The 19,473-nt window shown below is 64.0% G+C and carries 22 protein-coding genes; 11 read left to right on the forward strand and 11 right to left on the reverse strand.

Annotation, left to right across the window (positions count from 1 at the left end):
- Positions 1-13: 13 nt before the first annotated feature.
- Positions 14-1,582, forward strand: a complete 1,569-nt coding sequence (locus ACTJKT_RS17520; protein ID WP_440787950.1) for a SulP family inorganic anion transporter — start codon at positions 14-16, stop codon at positions 1,580-1,582.
- A 125-nt stretch (positions 1,583-1,707) separates the two neighbouring features.
- Here the strand turns inward: ACTJKT_RS17520 and ACTJKT_RS17525 are convergent, their stop codons facing one another.
- Entirely contained in the window at positions 1,708-2,358 is a 651-nt protein-coding gene (locus tag ACTJKT_RS17525) for a hypothetical protein (protein WP_025806830.1), read from the reverse strand.
- A gap of 372 nt (positions 2,359-2,730) precedes the next feature.
- Here ACTJKT_RS17525 and coxB point away from each other — a divergent pair, with 372 nt between their 5' ends.
- From coxB to ACTJKT_RS17545, 4 genes are all read left to right on the forward strand, one after another.
- Positions 2,731-3,858 carry a cytochrome c oxidase subunit II gene (gene coxB, locus ACTJKT_RS17530; protein ID WP_440787951.1) on the forward strand — a complete coding sequence of 376 codons (1,128 nt, stop codon included), beginning with the start codon at positions 2,731-2,733 and terminating at the stop codon, positions 3,856-3,858.
- Positions 3,859-3,940: 82 nt separating this feature from the next.
- A complete protein-coding gene (gene ctaD, locus ACTJKT_RS17535) occupies positions 3,941-5,542 on the forward strand; it encodes a cytochrome c oxidase subunit I (RefSeq protein ID WP_007924322.1) in 1,602 nt (533 codons plus the stop codon).
- 144 nt (positions 5,543-5,686) lie between these two features.
- Positions 5,687-6,241, forward strand: coding sequence for a cytochrome c oxidase assembly protein (locus tag ACTJKT_RS17540; protein WP_009046265.1), 555 nt, complete (start codon positions 5,687-5,689; stop codon positions 6,239-6,241).
- A 34-nt stretch (positions 6,242-6,275) separates the two neighbouring features.
- The gene (locus ACTJKT_RS17545) at positions 6,276-7,163 is read left to right on the forward strand and encodes a cytochrome c oxidase subunit 3 (RefSeq protein WP_025806828.1); all 888 of its coding nucleotides are present in this window, start codon (positions 6,276-6,278) and stop codon (positions 7,161-7,163) included.
- An 8-nt stretch (positions 7,164-7,171) separates the two neighbouring features.
- On the opposite strand, the gene ACTJKT_RS17550 is transcribed toward ACTJKT_RS17545, so the two are convergent.
- Positions 7,172-7,375 carry a twin transmembrane helix small protein gene (locus tag ACTJKT_RS17550; protein WP_007924318.1) on the reverse strand — a complete coding sequence of 68 codons (204 nt, stop codon included), beginning with the start codon at positions 7,373-7,375 and terminating at the stop codon, positions 7,172-7,174.
- A 69-nt stretch (positions 7,376-7,444) separates the two neighbouring features.
- On the opposite strand from ACTJKT_RS17550, the gene ACTJKT_RS17555 reads away from it, so the two are divergent.
- Genes ACTJKT_RS17555 through ACTJKT_RS17575 form a run of 5 tightly spaced genes read left to right on the forward strand, consistent with a single transcriptional unit; the run spans position 7,445 to position 11,353 of the window.
- Complete coding sequence (locus ACTJKT_RS17555; RefSeq protein ID WP_440787952.1) at positions 7,445-8,185, forward strand: SURF1 family protein; 741 nt, start codon at positions 7,445-7,447, stop codon at positions 8,183-8,185.
- A complete protein-coding gene (locus tag ACTJKT_RS17560; RefSeq protein WP_440787953.1) occupies positions 8,151-8,744 on the forward strand; it encodes a hypothetical protein in 594 nt (197 codons plus the stop codon). Before ACTJKT_RS17555 ends, ACTJKT_RS17560 begins: the two co-directional genes overlap by 35 nt.
- 10 nt (positions 8,745-8,754) lie before the next feature.
- Positions 8,755-9,834, forward strand: a complete 1,080-nt coding sequence (locus ACTJKT_RS17565) for a COX15/CtaA family protein (RefSeq protein WP_007924313.1) — start codon at positions 8,755-8,757, stop codon at positions 9,832-9,834.
- On the forward strand, positions 9,822-10,721 hold the full coding sequence (cyoE, locus tag ACTJKT_RS17570; RefSeq protein ID WP_009046269.1) for a heme o synthase: 900 nt from the start codon (positions 9,822-9,824) through the stop codon (positions 10,719-10,721). The genes ACTJKT_RS17565 and cyoE overlap by 13 nt, the downstream gene beginning before the upstream one ends.
- Positions 10,718-11,353, forward strand: coding sequence for an SCO family protein (locus tag ACTJKT_RS17575; RefSeq protein WP_440787954.1), 636 nt, complete (start codon positions 10,718-10,720; stop codon positions 11,351-11,353). Before cyoE ends, ACTJKT_RS17575 begins: the two co-directional genes overlap by 4 nt.
- Before the next feature lie 158 nt (positions 11,354-11,511).
- Here ACTJKT_RS17575 and ACTJKT_RS17580 read toward each other — a convergent pair whose 3' ends face one another.
- From ACTJKT_RS17580 to zur, 7 genes are all read right to left on the reverse strand, one after another.
- Positions 11,512-12,285 (reverse strand): MetQ/NlpA family ABC transporter substrate-binding protein, encoded by a 774-nt coding sequence (locus ACTJKT_RS17580; protein WP_440787955.1) that lies wholly within the window; start codon positions 12,283-12,285, stop codon positions 11,512-11,514.
- A gap of 55 nt (positions 12,286-12,340) precedes the next feature.
- Positions 12,341-13,015, reverse strand: coding sequence for a methionine ABC transporter permease (locus tag ACTJKT_RS17585; RefSeq protein WP_007924307.1), 675 nt, complete (start codon positions 13,013-13,015; stop codon positions 12,341-12,343).
- The gene (locus ACTJKT_RS17590) at positions 13,015-14,022 is read right to left on the reverse strand and encodes a methionine ABC transporter ATP-binding protein (RefSeq protein WP_440787956.1); all 1,008 of its coding nucleotides are present in this window, start codon (positions 14,020-14,022) and stop codon (positions 13,015-13,017) included. Before ACTJKT_RS17590 ends, ACTJKT_RS17585 begins: the two co-directional genes overlap by 1 nt.
- Positions 14,023-14,320: 298 nt before the next feature.
- Positions 14,321-15,034 carry a PA5502 family lipoprotein gene (locus ACTJKT_RS17595; RefSeq protein ID WP_053276842.1) on the reverse strand — a complete coding sequence of 238 codons (714 nt, stop codon included), beginning with the start codon at positions 15,032-15,034 and terminating at the stop codon, positions 14,321-14,323.
- A gap of 37 nt (positions 15,035-15,071) precedes the next feature.
- Positions 15,072-15,860, reverse strand: a complete 789-nt coding sequence (gene znuB / locus ACTJKT_RS17600) for a zinc ABC transporter permease subunit ZnuB (protein ID WP_009046274.1) — start codon at positions 15,858-15,860, stop codon at positions 15,072-15,074.
- A complete protein-coding gene (znuC, locus tag ACTJKT_RS17605) occupies positions 15,853-16,638 on the reverse strand; it encodes a zinc ABC transporter ATP-binding protein ZnuC (RefSeq protein ID WP_007924302.1) in 786 nt (261 codons plus the stop codon). The genes znuB and znuC overlap by 8 nt, the downstream gene beginning before the upstream one ends.
- Positions 16,638-17,120: a zinc uptake transcriptional repressor Zur gene (zur, locus tag ACTJKT_RS17610; protein ID WP_007924301.1), complete on the reverse strand. Its 483-nt coding sequence runs from the start codon at positions 17,118-17,120 to the stop codon at positions 16,638-16,640. The genes znuC and zur overlap by 1 nt, the downstream gene beginning before the upstream one ends.
- 57 nt (positions 17,121-17,177) lie before the next feature.
- Here zur and ACTJKT_RS17615 point away from each other — a divergent pair, with 57 nt between their 5' ends.
- Positions 17,178-18,107: a zinc ABC transporter substrate-binding protein gene (locus ACTJKT_RS17615; protein ID WP_440787957.1), complete on the forward strand. Its 930-nt coding sequence runs from the start codon at positions 17,178-17,180 to the stop codon at positions 18,105-18,107.
- Between the two features lie 35 nt (positions 18,108-18,142).
- Here the strand turns inward: ACTJKT_RS17615 and ACTJKT_RS17620 are convergent, their stop codons facing one another.
- Together ACTJKT_RS17620 and ACTJKT_RS17625 are read right to left on the reverse strand one after the other, a co-directional pair.
- Positions 18,143-19,093 (reverse strand): homoserine kinase, encoded by a 951-nt coding sequence (locus tag ACTJKT_RS17620; RefSeq protein ID WP_440787958.1) that lies wholly within the window; start codon positions 19,091-19,093, stop codon positions 18,143-18,145.
- 62 nt (positions 19,094-19,155) lie between these two features.
- Positions 19,156-19,443, reverse strand: a complete 288-nt coding sequence (locus ACTJKT_RS17625; RefSeq protein WP_440787959.1) for a DUF2782 domain-containing protein — start codon at positions 19,441-19,443, stop codon at positions 19,156-19,158.
- Positions 19,444-19,473 lie beyond the last annotated feature (30 nt).

The following is a 19,473-nucleotide window of genomic DNA, read 5'->3' on the forward strand; positions in this document are numbered from 1 at the left end:
CGGGAGAATCATCATGCGTGCAGCACAACTGAAAGCTGTTTTGCCACGGGAGCTGCTCGCTTCCGTGGTGGTGTTTCTGGTGGCCCTGCCCTTGTGCATGGGTATCGCCATCGCTTCCGGCATGCCGCCGGCCAAGGGTTTGATCACCGGGATCATCGGTGGCCTGGTGGTGGGCTGGCTGGCCGGCTCGCCCTTGCAGGTCAGCGGTCCGGCCGCGGGGCTGGCGGTGCTGGTGTTCGAACTGGTGCGCCAGCACGGTATCGCCATGCTCGGGCCGATCCTGTTGCTGGCGGGTTTCCTGCAACTGGTGGCCGGGCGCCTGCGCCTGGGCTGCTGGTTTCGGGTCACGGCGCCGGCGGTGGTCTACGGCATGCTTGCCGGGATCGGGGTGTTGATCGTGCTCTCCCAGGTGCATGTGATGCTCGACGCCCAGCCCCAGGCGTCCGGCCTGGATAACCTCGCGGGCTTCCCCGAGGCGCTGGCCCAGGCCCTGCCGAGCCTGGGCGGCGGCTTTGGCTGGCAGGCCGGGTTGCTCGGCCTGTCGACCATGGCGGTGATGTTCCTGTGGGAAAAACTGCGCCCGCATTCGCTGCGCTTTATCCCTGGCGCCCTGCTGGGTGTCGGCCTGGCGACCTTTGCCAGCCTGGTCCTGGCGCTGCAGGTCAAGCGGGTCGAGGTGCCGGAAAACCTCGCCGAGGCGATTGACTGGCTGCGTCCGGCCGACCTGCTCAACCTGGCGGACCCGACGCTGCTGATCGCGGCCTTTGCCGTGGCCTTTATCGCCAGCGCCGAAACCCTGCTGTCCGCCGCCGCGGTGGATCGCATGCACAGCGGAACACGTTCGGATTTCGACCGTGAACTGTCGGCGCAAGGGATCGGCAACATGCTCTGCGGGTTGCTCGGCGCCTTGCCGATGACCGGGGTGATAGTGCGCAGCTCGGCCAACGTCCAGGCGGGCGCGACCACGCGGCTGTCGGCGATCTTCCATGGCCTGTGGCTGTTGGCGTTCGTGCTGTTGCTGTCCAGCGTGCTGCAAAGCATTCCGGTGGCCAGCCTGGCGGGCGTGCTGGTGTACACCGGCTTCAAGCTGGTGGACCTCAAGTCGTTCCGCAAGCTGGGCCGTTATGGGCCGATGCCGATGCTGATCTACGGCGTGACCGCGCTGGCGATTGTCTTCACCGACCTGCTGACCGGTGTGCTGATCGGTTTTGGCCTGACCCTGGTGAAGCTGGCCTGGGGCGCTTCGCGGCTGAAGATCAGCCTGGTGGACCTGCCGGCCGCAGGCGAAATGGAGCTGCGCCTGGTGGGCGCCGCGACCTTCCTCAAGGTGCCGGCCCTGACCCAGGCCCTGGGCAACATCCCGCCGGGCACTACGGTGCATGTGCCGCTCAATAACCTGGGCTACATCGACCATGCCTGCCTGGAGTTGCTCGAGGAGTGGGGACGGGCCAATGCGGCCAAGGGCTCGAAGCTGGTGATCGAGTCGCGCGGGTTGAAGCGCCGGCTGGAGGGGCGCTTGCACACCAACGTGGGCGTGAGTCCGGCATCGAAACTGGAGGCCAAAGGCCTGAGCCGGGCGTAAGTTTTGTAGCCGCTGCCGAAGGCTGCGATAAGGTCCGAAGGGCCTTCAGCGTCGGTGATATCGCTGCGACCGTGCCGGTCGATCGCAGCCTGCGGCAGCGGCTACAGGGCCGCCACCTGCAATCCTCAGGCCGCCGGCTGGTCGAGTTCCAGCTCCACGCCCAACTGGCGCGACAGGCACGGCCAGCGTTTCCAGGCGGCGTCGGTGTCGGGGCTGTTGAGCTTCTCACGGTAGGCCTCGACCGACTCCAGGGCGAAGCTTTCTTCATTGAGCATCGCGTCGACCGCATGGTGCACCGCTTCGTCCAGCTGGTTGGCGAAGGTTTCGCCGATCAACTGGTGGGCGATCAGGTTGGCCACCGTGGTGTCCAGCGGGATCAGCGGCTGGCCGAAATGGGTGATGTACAGGTCGTTGACCTCTTCCACCAGGCGATGGGCCAGATAGGCTTCGTCCAGCAGGCCGTCCAGGCCTTCGTGGCCGGCCATGATGGCGGGCGGCTGGAGGAAGAACTGCTCGGCGATCTTCAGCACCGGCTTGATCTGCGACTCGATGCCGGCTTCGCGCGCGACTTCGTTGGCGGCGTCCAGCAGGTCGGGAACCTGATCTATATACGCGGCGACAAAACGGGTCATCACCCCCTGGGCGTCCACTTCGGGGAGCAGGATGGCGGGGTGCAGGTGCGGCAATTGGGTTTCCAGCTGGCGGCGCAAATGCCCGGTGCTGGACTCATGTTGATGGGCTCGTTGGATCTGCTCGCGCAATGCGGCGGTGTTCATGAATACTCCAGGAAACAAGGGCAATTAATTAGGGAAGACATAAGTTAGCCTGCTCACGAAATCGATTAAGACGTATTTCTCATAATTATTTCATGGTTAGTCGTCTGAGTTATATCGCTTCGCCATCATTCATCCCCTATCCCTTTCCAACCGTGGCCTATAAGGACGCGGCAAACTGTTTCAGTGGATTTACGGCACCGCGTTGCGAGGTCGAAGTCGCTGTCTATACTCGGGTCTGTATGAAGTTAGCTGATGACGCCCGACTGCATGTGCAGCGAAGGCTCGGCGGTTTAAGTTCGTAGTCTGGGCAGCCGATCCCTTGGCCGCAGGTGAAAGCCGGCGGGATAACAAGAACGATAAGGGGAACCCGCAATGATGCGACATCCACAAGTCTGGATGGGCCTCCTGTTGTGGTCGGTATTCAGCCAGGCGCATGGCGCCTGGACCGTGAATATGGCGCCTGGAGCGACTGATATAAGTCACGCGGTATTCGACCTGCACATGACCATCTTCTGGATCTGTGTGGTGATCGGCGTCATTGTCTTCGGCGCCATGTTCTGGTCGATGATCGTGCACCGCCGCTCCACCGGCCAGGTGGCCGCCAAGTTCCATGAAAGCACGACGGTGGAGATCCTCTGGACGGTGGTGCCGCTGCTGATCCTGGTGGCCATGGCCGTTCCCGCTACCGCGACCCTGATCAAGATGTACGACGCCAGTGAGCCGGATGTGGACATCCAGATCACCGGCTATCAGTGGAAGTGGCACTACAAATACCTGGGTCAGGATGTCGAGTTCTTCAGCAACCTGACCACCCCCGCCGAACAGATTCATAACCAGAGCGCCAAGGGCGAACATTACTTGCTGGAAGTCGATCAGCCGCTGGTGCTGCCGATCGGCGCCAAGGTGCGCTTTCTGGTGACCTCCGCCGACGTCATCCATTCCTGGTGGGTCCCGGCCTTCGCGGTCAAGCGCGATGCGATCCCCGGTTTCGTCAACGAAGCCTGGACCCGGGTCGACAAGCCCGGCCTGTATCGCGGCCAGTGCGCCGAACTGTGCGGCAAGGACCACGGCTTCATGCCGATCGTGGTCGATGTGAAGACCCAGGCCGACTACGACACCTGGCTGGGCGAACGCAAGGCCGAAGCCCTCAAGCTCAAGGAACTGACCAGCAAGGAATGGACCCTCGAAGAGCTGGTGGCCCGCGGCGACAAGGTCTACCACACCACCTGCGTGGCCTGTCACCAGGCCGAGGGCCAGGGCCTGCCGCCGATGTTCCCGGCGCTCAAGGGCTCGAAGATCGCCACCGGGCCGGTGGCGGATCACCTGAACATCGTCTTCCACGGCAAGCCTGGCACCGCCATGGCGGCCTTCGGCAAGCAGCTGTCGGAAGTCGACCTGGCAGCGGTGGTCACCTACGAACGTAACGCCTGGGGCAACAACAAGGGCGACATGGTGGCGCCCAAGGATGTCCTGGCTCTGAAACAGGCGGAAAGCAAATGACCCGGTCCATTGCGTGTTCCCGCAGCCGCTCGGGGCGTGCCGCCCTCGATCGTCCAGCCCAACCGTTTACAGGAGACAGGCCATGAACGCTGTGAGCGATGAGCACGGTCATGCAATCGTGGGCGATCACGACCACACCCACGGCCCCGCCAAGGGCCTGATGCGCTGGGTGCTGACCACCAACCACAAGGACATCGGCACCCTGTACCTGTGGTTCGCCTTCTCCATGTTCCTGCTCGGCGGCTCGTTCGCCATGGTGATCCGCGCGGAGCTGTTCCAGCCCGGCCTGCAGATCGTGCAGCCGGAATTCTTCAACCAGATGACCACCATGCACGGCCTGGTGATGGTCTTCGGCGCGGTGATGCCGGCCTTTGTCGGCCTGGCTAACTGGATGATCCCGCTGATGGTCGGCGCGCCGGACATGGCCCTGCCACGGATGAACAACTTCAGTTTCTGGTTGCTGCCGGCGGCGTTCCTGCTGCTGGTCTCGACCCTGTTCATGCCCGGTGGCGGACCCAACTTCGGCTGGACTTTCTACGCCCCGCTGTCCACCACCTACGCGCCGGAAAGCGTGACCTTCTTTATCTTCGCCATCCACCTGATGGGCATCAGCTCGATCATGGGCGCGATCAACGTGATTGCCACCATCCTCAACCTGCGCGCCCCCGGCATGACCCTGATGAAGATGCCGCTGTTCGTCTGGACCTGGCTGATCACCGCCTTCCTGCTGATCGCGGTGATGCCGGTGCTGGCTGGCTGCGTGACCATGATGCTGATGGACATCCACTTCGGCACCAGCTTCTTCAGCGCGGCCGGCGGCGGTGATCCGGTGCTGTTCCAGCATGTGTTCTGGTTCTTCGGCCACCCCGAGGTGTACATCATGATCCTGCCGGCCTTCGGCGCCGTCAGCGCAATCATCCCGGCCTTCTCGCGCAAGCCGCTGTTCGGCTACACCTCGATGGTCTACGCCACGGCATCGATCGCTTTCTTGTCGTTCATCGTCTGGGCGCACCACATGTTCGTGGTCGGCATTCCGCTGGTGGGCGAGCTGTTCTTCATGTACGCCACGATGCTTATCGCGGTGCCGACCGGGGTCAAGGTCTTCAACTGGGTCAGCACCATGTGGCAGGGCTCGCTGACCTTCGAGACGCCGATGCTGTTCGCCGTGGCCTTCGTGATCCTGTTCACCATCGGCGGTTTCTCCGGGCTGATGCTGGCCATCGCCCCGGCGGACTTCCAGTACCAGGACACCTATTTCGTGGTCGCGCACTTCCACTATGTGCTGGTGCCGGGTGCGATCTTCGGCATCTTCGCCTCGGCCTATTACTGGCTGCCGAAGTGGACCGGGCACATGTACGACGAAACCCTGGGCAAGTTGCACTTCTGGCTGTCTTTCATCGGCATGAACATGGCGTTCTTCCCGATGCACTTCGTCGGCCTGGCGGGGATGCCACGGCGGATCCCGGACTACAACCTGCAGTTCGCCGATTTCAACATGGTGTCGTCCATCGGCGCGTTCACCTTCGGCGCGACGCAGATCTTCTTCCTGTTCATCGTCATCAAGTGCATCCGTGGCGGCCAACCCGCACCGGCCAAGCCCTGGGATGGTGCCGAAGGGCTGGAGTGGAGCGTGCCGTCGCCGGCGCCGTACCACACCTTCACCACGCCGCCGGAAGTGAAATGAACAGCCTGCCGCGATACCCGCTGACCTCCTCCTGTAGGAGCGAGCTTGCTCGCGATAGCCACGAAGTGGCGCTCCGTCAGCCACATCGCGTCATCGTTGGTGAATTTTTCGCGAGCAAGCTCGCTCCTACAGGGGGGCGCGCTCATGGCTGAGATCTCGATGAAGAAGCTGGTCACCCGCCTGTTGCTGGTGGTGGCGGCGATGTTCGTCTTCGGTTTTGCCCTGGTGCCGATCTACGACGTGATGTGCAAGGCGCTGGGCATCAACGGCAAGACCGGCGGGCAGTATTCCGGCGAGCAGCAGGTGGATGTCTCGCGCCAGGTGCGGGTGCAGTTCCTGTCGACCAACGCGATCGACATGGTCTGGGATTTCTATCCCAAGGCCGACGACATCGTGGTTCATCCAGGCGCGGTGAACGAGATGATCTTCATCGCGCGCAATCCCAGCGATCGCCCGATGAGCGCCCAGGCGATCCCGAGCATCTCGCCGAGCAGCGCCGCGATGTATTTCCACAAGACCGAATGTTTCTGTTTCACCCAGCAAGTGCTGCAGCCCGGTCAGCAGATCGAGATGCCGGTACGTTTCATCGTTGACCGCGACATGCCCAAGGATGTGAAGCACCTGACGCTGGCTTACACGCTGTTCGATATCACCGCGCGTCATCCACCGGTGGCCGTGAGCACCAACACCGGCGGTTAAGACGTTCAAGCGTGCCCGATAAGGAGAACAATAAATGGCAACTCATGAGCATTATTACGTTCCCGCCCAGAGCAAGTGGCCGATCATCGCCACGGTGGGCATGTTCGTTACCGTGTTCGGCCTGGCCACCTGGTTCAACGACCTCAAGGCCGCGCGCCCGGAATCCCATGGCCCGCTGATTTTCTTCGTCGGTAGCCTGCTGCTGGCCTACATGCTGTTCGGCTGGTTCGGCGCGGTGATCAAGGAAAGTCGCGCCGGCCTGTACAGCGCCCAGCTGGATCGCTCGTTCCGCTGGGGCATGAGCTGGTTCATCTTTTCCGAAGTGATGTTCTTCATCGCCTTCTTCGGCGCGCTGTTCTACGTGCGCCATATCGCCGGCCCGGCCCTGGGCGGCGAAGGCAGCAAGGGCATCGCGCACATGCTCTGGCCGAACTTCGAGTTCGTCTGGCCATTGCTCGAAAACCCCGACTCGAAGCTGTTCCCGCCGCCCAAGGAAGTCATCAGCCCCTGGGGCCTGCCGTTGCTCAACACCGTGCTGCTGGTGAGTTCCAGCGTCACCGTGACCATTGCCCACCACGCCCTGAAGAACGGCCATCGCGGCGCGCTGAAAATCTGGCTGGTGATCACCGTGTTGCTGGGCTGTGCCTTTCTCGGCTTCCAGGCCGAGGAATACCTGCACGCCTACCACGAGCTGGGGCTGACCCTGGGCTCGGGCATCTACGGCGCCACCTTCTTCATGCTCACCGGCTTCCACGGCGCCCACGTGACCATCGGCACGCTGATCCTGTTCGTGATGCTGATGCGCATCATGAGGGGGCACTTCGACGCCGAGCATCAGTTCGGTTTCGAGGCGGCCAGTTGGTATTGGCACTTTGTCGATGTGGTGTGGATCGGCTTGTTTGTCTTCGTCTACGTGCTCTGAGCGCGGCGTTACCAGGGCGCGTGGGACACCAGCTGGCCGCTGAAGAAGCCCCAGGCGATCAAGCCGACGGTGAGCGCGGCCAGGCACACCCGAACGGTCAGCGACCTGAGCAGGCGATGGGAGCTGCTGTCGTCCTTGACCAGAAAGAACAGGCCGCTGAACAGGCTGATGAGCGTGGCTATCAGCAACAGGACGATTGCCGCTTTAAGCATGGTGGGCTCCAGGGGAAACGCGATGCGCTTGAGTATAGCCAGTCGATCTCGCCACTTTCGGGCGCTGCCATGAGCGGCTTTCGCCCGGGCGTGCTGCCGACTCTGGTGGTGCTGGCGTTGCTGCCGGTGCTGGTGACGCTCGGGTTCTGGCAACTGGGCCGGGGCGAACAGAAGCGCGAGCTGCTGGCCAGCTACGCCGAACGGCGAGTGGCCGAGCCGCTGACCCTGGATGAGCTGCAGGCTGCCAGCGATCCGGCGTTCCGCCGGGTGCAAGTGCATGGCCGCTTCGATGCGGCCCACAGCCTGCTGCTGGATAACCGCATGCATGAGGGCAAGGTCGGGGTCGAGCTGCTGCAACCCTTTCTCGACCAGGCCAGCGGCCAATGGCTGTTGCTCAACCGTGGCTGGCTGCCCTGGCCGGACCGGCGCACGCCACCCGCATTCAACACCCCGGAACAGTCCCTGAGCCTCGACGCCTGGGTCTATGTCGCCCCCGGCGCGACCTTTCAACTGCATGCCGATCCGCTGAATGCCCAGTGGCCGCGGCTGGTGACGAGGGTCGATCCGGCCAGGCTCTGGAGCGAGCTGGGGCGCAGCGGTTTTGCCTACGAGCTGCGCCAGGAGGCTGGCCCGGGCGCCTACATGACCGCATGGCCGGTGGTGGCCATGGGGCCGGAAAAACATCTGGGCTACGCCGTGCAGTGGTTCGCCATGGCGCTGGCCCTGTGCGCTTTGTACCTCTATCTCGGATGGCATAACGCAAGGGAGAAACAGCATGGGAGCGGCCATGAATCCACCCAACATTACTGAGGCCCAGGCGCCGCACAACCGGCGCCGCGGACGCTGGCAACTGCTGCTGATCGTGGCCATGGTGATCGGCCCGATGATCCTCGCCACCGGTATGTACAAGTTGCAGTTCTGGGTGCCGGAAAGCCGCAGCTACCACGGTGAGCTGATCGGCAACGGCCAGAGCCGCGCCGACATCGGGGTCCAGGCTGATGAGAAGCGCTGGCAGATCCTGGTCACGGCACCCAGGGACTGCTCCGTGGATTGCCAGCAGCTGGTGTACCTGGCGCGGCAGATCCAGATCTCCCTGGGCCGCGACGCCTCCCGGGCCAGCCACGCCCTGGCCGCCGCCCAGCCGCTGGACGCCGACTACCAGGCCAAGCTGCAGCGCGAGTACCCGCAACTGCAACGCTACCCACTGGACCTGCCGACCTTCACCAAAGGCGCCAGCGACCAGAGCGCGCCGCTGCTGTGGATAGTCGACCCGCACGGCAACCTGGTCCTGCGCTACGACGCCCGGGTCAAGGGCAAGGATCTGCTCAACGACCTGCGCCATCTGCTGAAACTGTCGAACATCGGATAAGGGCATCGTCATGGCCAAACCTGGATTTCGCCTCGCCTTGTTTGCCACCTTGCTGGCGCTGATCGTGGTGCTGCTCGGCGCCTATACCCGGCTGACCCACGCCGGCCTCGGCTGCCCTGACTGGCCGGGTTGCTACGGTTTTATCAGCGTGCCGAAAAGCGAAGCCCAGCTGGCCCATGCCGAGCTGCATTTTCCCGACACCCCGGTGGAAGCCCACAAGGGCTGGAACGAGATGATCCACCGCTATTTCGCCGGCACCTTGGGCCTGCTGATCGTGCTGCTGGCGGCACGCTCCTGGACCCATCGGCATCATCCCGGACAACCGCTGAAACTGCCGCTGTTCCTGCTCTCGGTGGTGTTCGCCCAGGCCTTGTTCGGCATGTGGACGGTGACCCTCAAGCTATGGCCGCAGGTGGTCACCGCGCACCTGCTGGGCGGCTTCGCCACCCTGAGCCTGCTGTTCTTGCTGACGCTGCGCCTGTCCGGGGTGCTGCCGGCGCTGATCGTGCCGCGCCGCCTGCAATACTGGGCCACGGCCGGGCTGGTGCTGGTGATCGGGCAGATCGCCCTGGGCGGCTGGGTCAGCTCCAACTACGCGGCGGTGGCCTGCATCGACCTGCCGACCTGCCACGGCCAGTGGTGGCCGGCGGCGGATTTCGCCAACGGCTTTCACCTGACCCAGCACATCGGCCCCAACTACCTGGGCGGGCAGCTCGACAGCGACGCCCGCACGGCCATCCACCTGACCCATCGCATCGGCGCGCTGCTGGTGACCCTGGTGTTGCTCGGCCTGGCCTGGCAACTCAAGCATGTGGGCATGACCCGCCTCGCCGGGCTGGTGCTGGTGGCGCTGGCAGCGCAGATCGGCCTCGGCATCAGCAATGTGCTGTTCCACCTGCCACTGCCGGTGGCCGTGGCGCACAACGCGGGCGGCGCGGCGCTGCTGCTGACCCTGGTGCTGGTCAACTATCACGCCCGCACCAGCCTGGTCCGCGCCCGCTCGCACCTGCCGCTGGGCTGGCGCCTGAGCCCGCGTAAACACGCCGCCGGGCCCATAACCATAAAAGGAGAGATGCCATGGCGACTCTGATCGGCGAGCGTCACCGCCAGGCGATCTGGCGTGACTACCTGGAGCTGACCAAGCCCAAGGTGGTGGTACTGATGCTCATCACTTCGCTGGTGGGCATGTTCCTCGCCACCCGCGCCGGGGTGCCGTGGACGGTGCTGGTGTTCGGCAACCTGGGCATCGCCCTGTGCGCCGGCGCGGCGGCGGCGGTGAACCATGTGGTGGACCGGCGGATCGATGCAGTCATGGCGCGCACCCATAAACGGCCGCTGGCCGAGGGCCGGGTATCGCCGCCGGCGGCGCTGGGTTTCGCCCTGCTGCTGGCCATCGCCGGGCAAGCCTTGCTGCTGGCGTTCACCAATCCGCTGACCGCCTGGCTGACCCTGGCGTCGCTGCTCGGTTATGCGGTGATCTACACCGGCTTCCTCAAGCGGGCGACCCCGCAGAACATCGTGATCGGTGGTTTGGCCGGGGCCGCGCCACCGCTGTTGGGCTGGGTTGCGGCCACCGGGCATGTGACGGCCGAACCGCTGTTGCTGGTGCTGATCATCTTCGCCTGGACCCCGCCGCACTTCTGGGCCCTGGCCATTCACCGCAAGGAGGAGTACGCCAAGGCCGATATCCCGATGCTGCCGGTGACCCATGGCGAGCACTACACCAAGGTGCATATCCTGCTCTACACCTTCGCCCTGCTGGCGGTCAGCCTGCTGCCCTATGCGATCCACATGAGCGGCCTGCTCTACCTGATTTGTGCCCTGGGCCTGGGCGCGCGCTTTCTGCAATGGGCCTGGGTGCTGTACCGTGGCAGTCGGCCGCACGCGGCGATCAACACCTTCAAGTACTCTATTTATTACTTGTTCCTGCTGTTTATCGCGCTGCTCGTAGACCACTACCTATTGTTGAACCTATGACTCGAACTCAGAAAACCGTCTTTATTCTCGTGGCGCTGGTGGCCCTGGTGCTGGGGCTCACCGTCAACAAAGTGCTGACCGGCAAGAACCAGGGGGACCCGACCGCGTTGATCGACGCCGGGATCATCCTGCTGCCCCAGAGCCGCAACCTGCCGGACGTGAAAATGACCGACCAGGAAGGCCAGCCGGTGGTGCTCAATGAGCTCAAGGGCAAATGGAGCCTGCTGTTCTTCGGCTACACCTTCTGCCCGGACATCTGCCCGACCACCCTCGCCCAGCTGCGCCAGATCAAGAGCGAGCTGCCCAAGGAGGCGGTGGACAACCTGCAGGTGGTGCTGGTCAGCGTCGACCCGAACCGCGACACGCCGCAGCAGCTGAAGCAGTACCTGGGCTACTTCGACAAGGACTTCAAGGGCCTGACCGCGACCTCGGTGGCGGACGTGCAGAAGCTCGCCAATGCGGTGAGCATCCCCTTCATTCCGGCGGACACCAGCAAGCCCAACTACACCGTGGACCACAGCGGCAACCTCGCGGTGATCGGCCCGGACGGCACCCAGCGCGGCTTCATCCGCGCGCCGCTGAACAACCAGAAACTGGTGGTCCAGCTGCCGGTGATGTTGCAGCGCAAGTAACCTGAACCCTGTAGCCGCTGCCGCAGGCTGCGATCGGCTCCGCAGGAGACGTGCTTTTGAGGGCCTCGGAAGGCGCTTCGCGCCTTATCGCAGCCTGCGGCAGCGGCTACAACGAAACGGGGCGCCTTGAGGCGCCCCGTTTGTGTTTCTGCAACCGATCAGAACGCTGGAACCACGGCGCCTTTGTACTTCTTGAGAATGAATTGCTTCACTTCCGGGCTGTGCAGGGCGGCAACCAGCTTCTTCATGGCGTCCGAATCCTTGTCGTCAGGACGGGCCACCAGGATGTTCACGTAAGGCGAGTCCTTGCCTTCGATCACCAGGGCGTCCTTGGACGGGTCCAGCTTGGCTTCCAGGGCGTAGTTGGTGTTGATCAGCGCCAGGTCGACCTGGGTCAGCACGCGCGGGATGGTCGCGGCTTCCAGCTCACGGAATTTCAGGTCCTTGCTGTTCTCGGTGATGTCTTTGACCGTGGACAGGATGTTGTTGGAATCCTTGAGCTTGATCAGGCCGGCCTTGGCCAGCAGCAGCAAGGCACGGCCGCCGTTGGTGGCGTCGTTGGGGATCACCACGGTGGCGCCGCCTGGCAGTTCTTCGAGTTTCTTGAACTTGTTGGAGTAGGCGCCCAGCGGCTCCAGGTGCACGCCGGCAACGCTTACCAGGTGGGTGCCCTTGGCCTTGTTGAACTCATCCAGGTACGGCTGGTGCTGGAAGAAGTTGGCGTCCAGGCGCTTTTCGGCGACCTGCACGTTCGGCTGGATGTAGTCGGTGAAGACCTTGACCTTCAGGTCCACGCCTTCCTTGGCCAGCGCCGGCTTCACGAATTCGAGGATCTCGGCGTGGGGCACCGGGGTGGCGGCCACGGTCAGGGTGTCAGCGGCGTGCGCGGAGAACGCGGCAACGGCGGCGAAAGCGACGAGTAGTTTTTTCATCCAGCTAGCTCCTTGTGAGGCGCCCGGTGCCGGACGCCTGCCGGCCAGGGCCGACTTATTTTCGGGAAAAGTGCACCACCAGCTTGTCGCCGACGGTTTGCAGAACTTGAACCAGCACCAGCAACAGCACCACGGTGACCACCATCACATCGGTCTGGAAGCGCTGGTAGCCGAAGCGGATCGCCAGGTCGCCGAGACCGCCCGCGCCTACCACGCCCGCCATGGCGGTGTAGGAAACAAGGGTAATCGCTGTCACGGTAATTGCCGCGAAAATACCCGGACGGGCTTCCGGCAGCAAAGCGTTGGTGATGATCTGCCGGGTGGTAGCGCCCATCGATTGGGTGGCTTCGATGATGCCGCGGTCCACTTCGCGCAGGGCGGTTTCCACCAGGCGGGCGAAGAACGGCGTGGCGCCGACCACCAGAGGCGGAATCGCCCCGGCGACACCCAGCGAGGTGCCGGTGATCAGCACGGTGAACGGGATCATCACGATCAGCAGGATGATGAACGGCAGCGAGCGCAGGATGTTCACCAGCAGCGACAGCAGGGCGTAGAGGCTCTTCTGCTCCAGCAGCTGGCGCGGGCTGCAGAGGAACAGCAGCACGCCCAGGGGCAGGCCCAGCAGCACGGTGAACAGCAGCGAGCCACCGAGCATCAGCAGGGTGTCGCCGGTGGCCAGCCAGATTTCGTACCAGTCGATATTGGCGAAGAAACTTGTCAGCAGTTCCATTAGCGCAGCACCTCCATGTGGACATCCGCCGCGGTGAAGTGGGCAAAGGCCGCCTCCATGTCACCGCCGGTGATGGCCAGGGTCAGTTGCCCGTAAGGGACGTCTTTGATGCGGTCGATGCGGCCGGCGAGGATGCTGTAGTCCACCCCGGTTTCGCGGGCCACGGTGCCCAGCAGCGGTGCGTAGGTGGCATCGCCCTGGAAGGTCAGGCGCACGATGCGGCCTGGTACATGGGCGAAGTCGTCGCGCTGTTCGCTTTCGTCGATCTGCTCGTCTTCCTGGACGAAACGCTTGGTGGTCGGGTGCTTGGGATGCAGGAACACCTCGGCCACCGAACCCTGCTCGACGATCACTCCGGCATCCATCACCGCCACCTGGTCGCAGACGCGACGGATCACGTCCATCTCATGGGTGATCAGCACTATGGTCAGGTTCAGTTCGCGGTTGATCTCGGCCAGCAGTTGCAGGACCGACGCGGTGGTCTGCGGGTCCAGGGCGCTGGTGGCTTCGTCGCACAGCAGGATCTTCGGTTTGGTTGCCAGGGCGCGGGCGATGCCGACGCGCTGTTTCTGTCCGCCGGACAGCTGGGCTGGGTACTTCTTGGCGTGATCGGACAGACCGACGCGGGCCAGCAGCTCGGCCACGCGCTGGTCGATCGCGCTGCGCGACAGCTCGCCGGCCAGGGTCAGCGGCAGCGCGACGTTGTCGGCCACGGTCTTGGAAGCCAGCAGGTTGAAGTGCTGGAAGATCATCCCGACCTGCTGGCGGAAGCGGCGCAGGCCGTTGGCGTCCAGGGCGGTGACTTCTTCGTCGTCGACGATGATCTTGCCGCCGCTGGGGTTTTCCAGGCGGTTGATCAGGCGCAGCAGGGTACTTTTGCCCGCGCCGGAATGGCCGATCAGGCCAAATACCTGGCCATTCTCGACCTTCAGGCTGGTCGAATGCAGGGCGGGAATATCCTTACCGGCGACCCGGTAGGTTTTATGGACGTTTTGAAACTCGATCACGTAGCGAACCTTGTGGGGCGCGTTAGAAAAGGATCAGCGGTTAGCCGGGCGCGCATTTTAGCCTGTCCGTATAGAGGTTCTTAGCATTTATTTTGTATTCATCCTTCGATTTGGCAATAACGCGATCAAAGGTCATGGCATCGGCTCTGGGAGCGGGAGCCCAAGGCGATTGCGGCGAGATGTTTGTGTAGGAGCACAGCTTGCGTGCGATGGGGGTGCCGCGGTCTATCTGTAGTACCGCGTTAGCGTTCATCGCGGGCAAGTCGGACGCCGCCCGCTCGCTCCTACGGGAGCGGGCTCATTGGGGTTTGCGCGGGCTCAACACCATCTGTGCCGGGACGTGGCGCAGGATCTGCCGTTCGATTGTCAGGTCGTAGTCGGCATCGAGCTTCTTCACCCGCTTGCTCAGCAGGGTCTTCAGCCAGGGGTAGTCCTCGGTGCGTGGCGCCTGGATGCTCACGTCGCACTGGTAATTCACCACATCGGCGGCGATCCCATCGAGTTGCCGGCGCAATTGCTTGATATCGCTGAGGTTCAGCGCAATGGTGGTGCTCTCGGCGGCCGGGTCGATCAGCTTGGCCGGCGGCCGGGCTTCAGCGGCCTTGAGCGCTGCTTCGGCTTTTTCCAGTTCGGCTTTACGGGCCTGGGTGATGGCGCCATCGACGCCACCGGTCAGGGCCGGTGCCTTGGGCATCAGCGCGCGGGCGCGGCTCAGGGCCGTGGCGGCGGCGTTGACATCACCCTTTTGCAGCACGATCTGGCTGCGCTGCAGGTAGGCTTCGGCCAGCTGGCGCTGGTATTGCTCGAGCTGCGGGTCGTTGGGCGACTGGGCCTGCAAGGCGCTCAGCTGGTCTTCGGCGGTGGCCAGCTCGCTGCTGGCGATGTTTTGTTGCAGCTGTGCGATGGCCGTGGCGCGGGCGTCGGGAACTTCCGCCGGCGGCGTGCTCTGGCAGGCGCCCAGCAGCAGGGAAAATGCGACAAGGAGCAGATAACGGGAGGCGAACGGCTTCATTCCTGCGACTCTCTAATTGCGCAAAAAGCGAGCAAGTCTACACCCCTCGACGGGGCAGGACAAAACTCAGCAGAAACAATGCGGCCGCCGTGACCACAATCGACGGCCCCGCGGGGGTGTCCTTGAACCAGGACAACGCCAGCCCGCCACAGACCGCGAGTATGCCCAGCAGGCTTGCGCCCAGTGCCATCTGCTCCGGGGAGCGGGCGTGACGTTGAGCCGCAGCCGCGGGGATGATCAGCAGCGAGGTGATCAACAATACTCCGACGATCTTCATCGCCACCGCGATCACCACTGCGATCAACAGCATCAGCGCCAGGCGCAACGATGCCACCGGCAAGCCTTCGACCCTGGCCAGCTCCTCGTGCACGGTGATCGCCAGCAACGGTCGCCACAGGGCCACCAACAGCAGCAGGACCGCGGCGCTGCCGCCGAGAATCCACGCCAGGTCGCCGGGGCTGATCGCCAGCAGATCGCCGAACAGATAGGCCATCAGGTCGATCCGCACGTCATGCATGAAGCTTAGTACCACCAGCCCGAGGGAGAGCGTACTGGGGGCGAGAATCCCCAGCAGCGTGTCGGAAGCCAGCGGCTGGCGCTGTTGCAGGGTGACCAGCAGCACCGCCAGCAGCAGGCAGCCGACGGTCACCGCCACCGCCGGGCTGACATCCAGCAGAAAGCCCAGGGCCACGCCGAGCAAGGCGGCATGGGACAGGGTGTCGCCGAAATAGGCCATGCGCCGCCAGACCACGAAGGATCCCAGGGGACCTGCCACCAGCGCCAGCGCCAGACCTGCGAGCAGGGCGTAGAACAGAAAATCAGCCATGCTTGCAGCTATCTCCGTGGACATGAACGTGGCCGGCCGCGGCCCCGGTGACTACCGAGCCGTGCAGGTCGTGGGCGTGGTCGTGATGGTGGTGGTAGATCGCCAGGCTTGGCGCGTTCTGGCCGAACAGCTCGACGAAGGCCGGGTCGCCGCTGACCTGTTCCGGGTGGCCGGAGCAGCACACGTGGCGATTGAGGCAGACCACCTGGTCGGTGGTGCTCATCACCAGGTGCAGGTCGTGGGAGACCATCAGCACGCCGCAGCCGTGGCGGTCGCGCAAACGAGTGATAAGGCTGTACAGCTCGGCCTGGCCGGCGACGTCCACGCCTTGTACCGGCTCGTCGAGTACCAGCAGTTCCGGCTCGCGCAGCAGGGCGCGGGCCAGCAGCACACGCTGCATCTCGCCGCCGGAAATGCTCTGCACCGGGCTGTCGATCACCTGTTCGGCGCCGACTTCGTTCAGCGCGGCCAGGGCTGTCGCGCGGTCCACGCCGGGAACCAGGCGCAGGAAGCGCAGCACCGACAGTGGCAATGTCGGATCGACGTGCAGCTTCTGCGGCATATAGCCGACCCGCAGCTTCGGCTTGCGCCAGACGCTGCCGCTGTCGGGCTTGAGCAGGCCGAGCACGGCGCGCACCAGGGTGGTCTTGCCGGCGCCGTTGGGGCCGATCAGAGTGACGATCTGCCCTGGCTCGACACTGAGCTGGATGTTGTCCAGCACGGTCTGCCCGGCAAAGGTCACCGCGACCTGATCGAGGCGGATCAAGGCATTGCTCATCAAGCCCCCTGGCAACCCGAGCAGAGGCCGACCACTTCGACGGTCTGGCCTTCGACGACGAAGCCGACATCGCGGGCGCTGCTGATGATCGCGTCGCTGATGGACTTCTGTTCAAGCTCGATGGCGGCGTGGCACACGCGGCAGATCAGGAACTGGCCCTGGTGCGCGTGTTCCGGGTGGTTGCAGCCGACGAAGGCGTTGAGCGAGGCGATGCGGTGCACCAGGCCGTTTTCCAGGAGGAAATCCAGGGCGCGGTACACGGTGGGCGGCGCGGCGCGGCGACCGTCCTGTTCGCTGAGCACGGCGAGGATGTCGTAGGCACCCAGCGGCTTGTGGCTTTGCCAGACCAGCTCCAGCACCCGCCGACGCAGGGCGGTCAGGCGCAGGCCTTGGCGCGCGCACAGGGCATCGGCCTCGGACAATGCGCTGTGCACGCAGTGAGAGTGGTCGTGGGGGCGACTGGCGAGAGGGGTTTTAGGCATGAGCGGCGACGATAATTGTGAGAGACGTTATTATGTTACCCGTTCTCGCCTCTTCGAGTGGTCATCGTGTCCCGACTTTTTGCCCTTTTTGTCGCTTTTACCGCCAGTTTGTTCGTGATCAGCTCGGCCCAGGCCGAAGTCCGGGTCCTGACCAGCATCAAACCCCTGCAATTGATCGCCGCCGCCGTCCAGGATGGCATCGCCGTGCCCGAGGTTCTGTTGCCGCCGGGTGCCTCGCCGCACAACTATGCGCTGCGTCCTTCCGATGTGCGCAAGGTGCAGTCAGTGGAGTTGCTGTACTGGATCGGCCCGGACATGGAGAGCTTCCTGCCGCGGGTGCTCAAGGGCCGCACGCTGCCATCGCTGGCGATACAGGACTTGCCAGGCCTGAAACTCCGTCATTTCGCCGAAGATAACCACTCGCATGCCGAAGAAGCCGACGAGCATGACCACGATCACCGTCCGGGCAGCCTCGATGCGCACCTGTGGCTGTCGCCGGTCAACGCGCGAGTCATCGCCGACCGCATGGCGGCCGACCTGAGTGCCGCGGACCCGGCCAACGCCGCGCGTTACCAGAGCAACGCCAAGGCTTTCGACGCACGCCTGGATGCCCTGGATGCCCGTTTGAAAGCCCGCCTGGCCCCAATCGCCGGCAAGCCTTATTTCGTCTTCCACGAAGCCTTCGATTACTTCGAAGAGGCTTATGGCCTCAAGCACGCAGGCGTATTCAGCGTCGCCGCCGAAGTGCAGCCGGGCGCGCAGCACGTAGCGACGATGCGCAAGCGCTTGCAGGAAGTCGGCAAGACCTGTGTGTTCAGCGAACCGCCATTGCGCCCACGCCTGGCCGAAACCCTGGTGGCGGGCTTGCCGGTGAAGCTGGCGGAACTCGATGCGTTGGGCGGCTACACCCCGGCTACCGCGCAGGGTTACGAGCAGGTGCTGGAGAAGCTGGGCAACGATCTGGCGGGCTGCCTGGAATCGTTGTAACGGCTGCTGATGCTATCGCGGGNCCCGCGATGCGTTCAGATGGCGAACGGCAATGGTGCGCTGACCTGCTGGCGCTGGGCCAGGCGCAGCTGGAACTCCATCGGGTCGTGAATCAGCACGTCTTGCCCGGCGAAGGACTCGGCGGCGATCAGGCGTGACAGCCAGAAGCGCACGCAGGCCACCCGCAGCATGGTTGGCCACAGCTCGGCTTCGGTGGCGGTGAACGGGCGCAGGGTCGCGTAGGCGCCCAGCAGGGCCCGGGCCCGCGGACCGTCGAGCAGGCCGTCGGCGTCGGAGCACCAGTCGTTCAGGGCAATCGCCACGTCATACAGCATCGGCCCGGAGCAGGCGTTGTAGAAGTCGATCAGTCCGGTCAGGTGCGTGCCTTCGAACATCGCGTTGTCGCGGAACAGGTCGGCGTGGATATTGGCCCGCGGCAGTGCGAGGATCCTGGTCTTCTGCTCGGCGATTTCATCCAGCGCCCGCTGCAGCAGATCCCGCGCCTGCGGGTCGAGATGGGACAGCATCTGCGCGCCTTCTTCCTGCATCCAGTCCAGGCCACGATCGGTCTTGCGCTTGATCATGTTGTCCCTGGTGGCCAGGTGCAGATGGCCCAGCAACTCGCCGACCTGCGCGCAATGCTGGGCATTGGCTTGCTTGATGTGCTTGCCGGCCAGGCGCGGCTGCAGCAGTGCCGGCTTGCCGGCCAGCTCGCGCAGGGCCACGCCGTCGGTGGTGCGCAGGGCGTAAGGCACTGGCAGGTTGGCGTCGTGCAGCACGTCCAGCAGTTCGATGAAGAACGGCATTTCCTGGACCGGGCCACGCTCGACCAGGGTCAGGACGAACTCGCCCTGTTCCAGGCTGATGAAGAAGTTGGTGTTTTCGCTACCAGCGGCAATCCCCTGGAAGTCAAGCAGGCGGCCGAGCCCGTAGGGGGCGAGAAAGGTTTCCAGCTCGGGCCGAGCCAGGGGAGTAAACACAGACATGGTTAAAAACTGCCAGTACGGGCGCCGCTGTCGAGCCAGCGCCGATTGAAGTTAGGAGCGGCTTACCACTCGAAAATTTTCCACGCCGGAATCAGCATATCCGGCTGGTCCGAACGAATGAAATTGCCATCGGAACCGTCGGCGCGCACCAGAAAGTAGGGTTTGCCGACCTTCGGTGTGACCTTGATGGCGTACAGGAAACCGTTCTGCCGGTATTCCTGGATGGTCTTGTCGCCTTCCGTGCGAATGGTCACTTCCGGATCCGCCGACGGCGCATCCTCCGCGGCAATCACGGCCATCGGCGTGATTGCAATCAAGCTGGCCAGCAGCAAGCGATTTAGTGTGCGCATGATAACCTTGTCCCTTTGTCGTCAACGGTC

It is taken from the genome of Pseudomonas sp. 22526, from assembly GCF_052044735.1.
GTDB lineage: Bacteria > Pseudomonadota > Gammaproteobacteria > Pseudomonadales > Pseudomonadaceae > Aquipseudomonas > Aquipseudomonas piscium.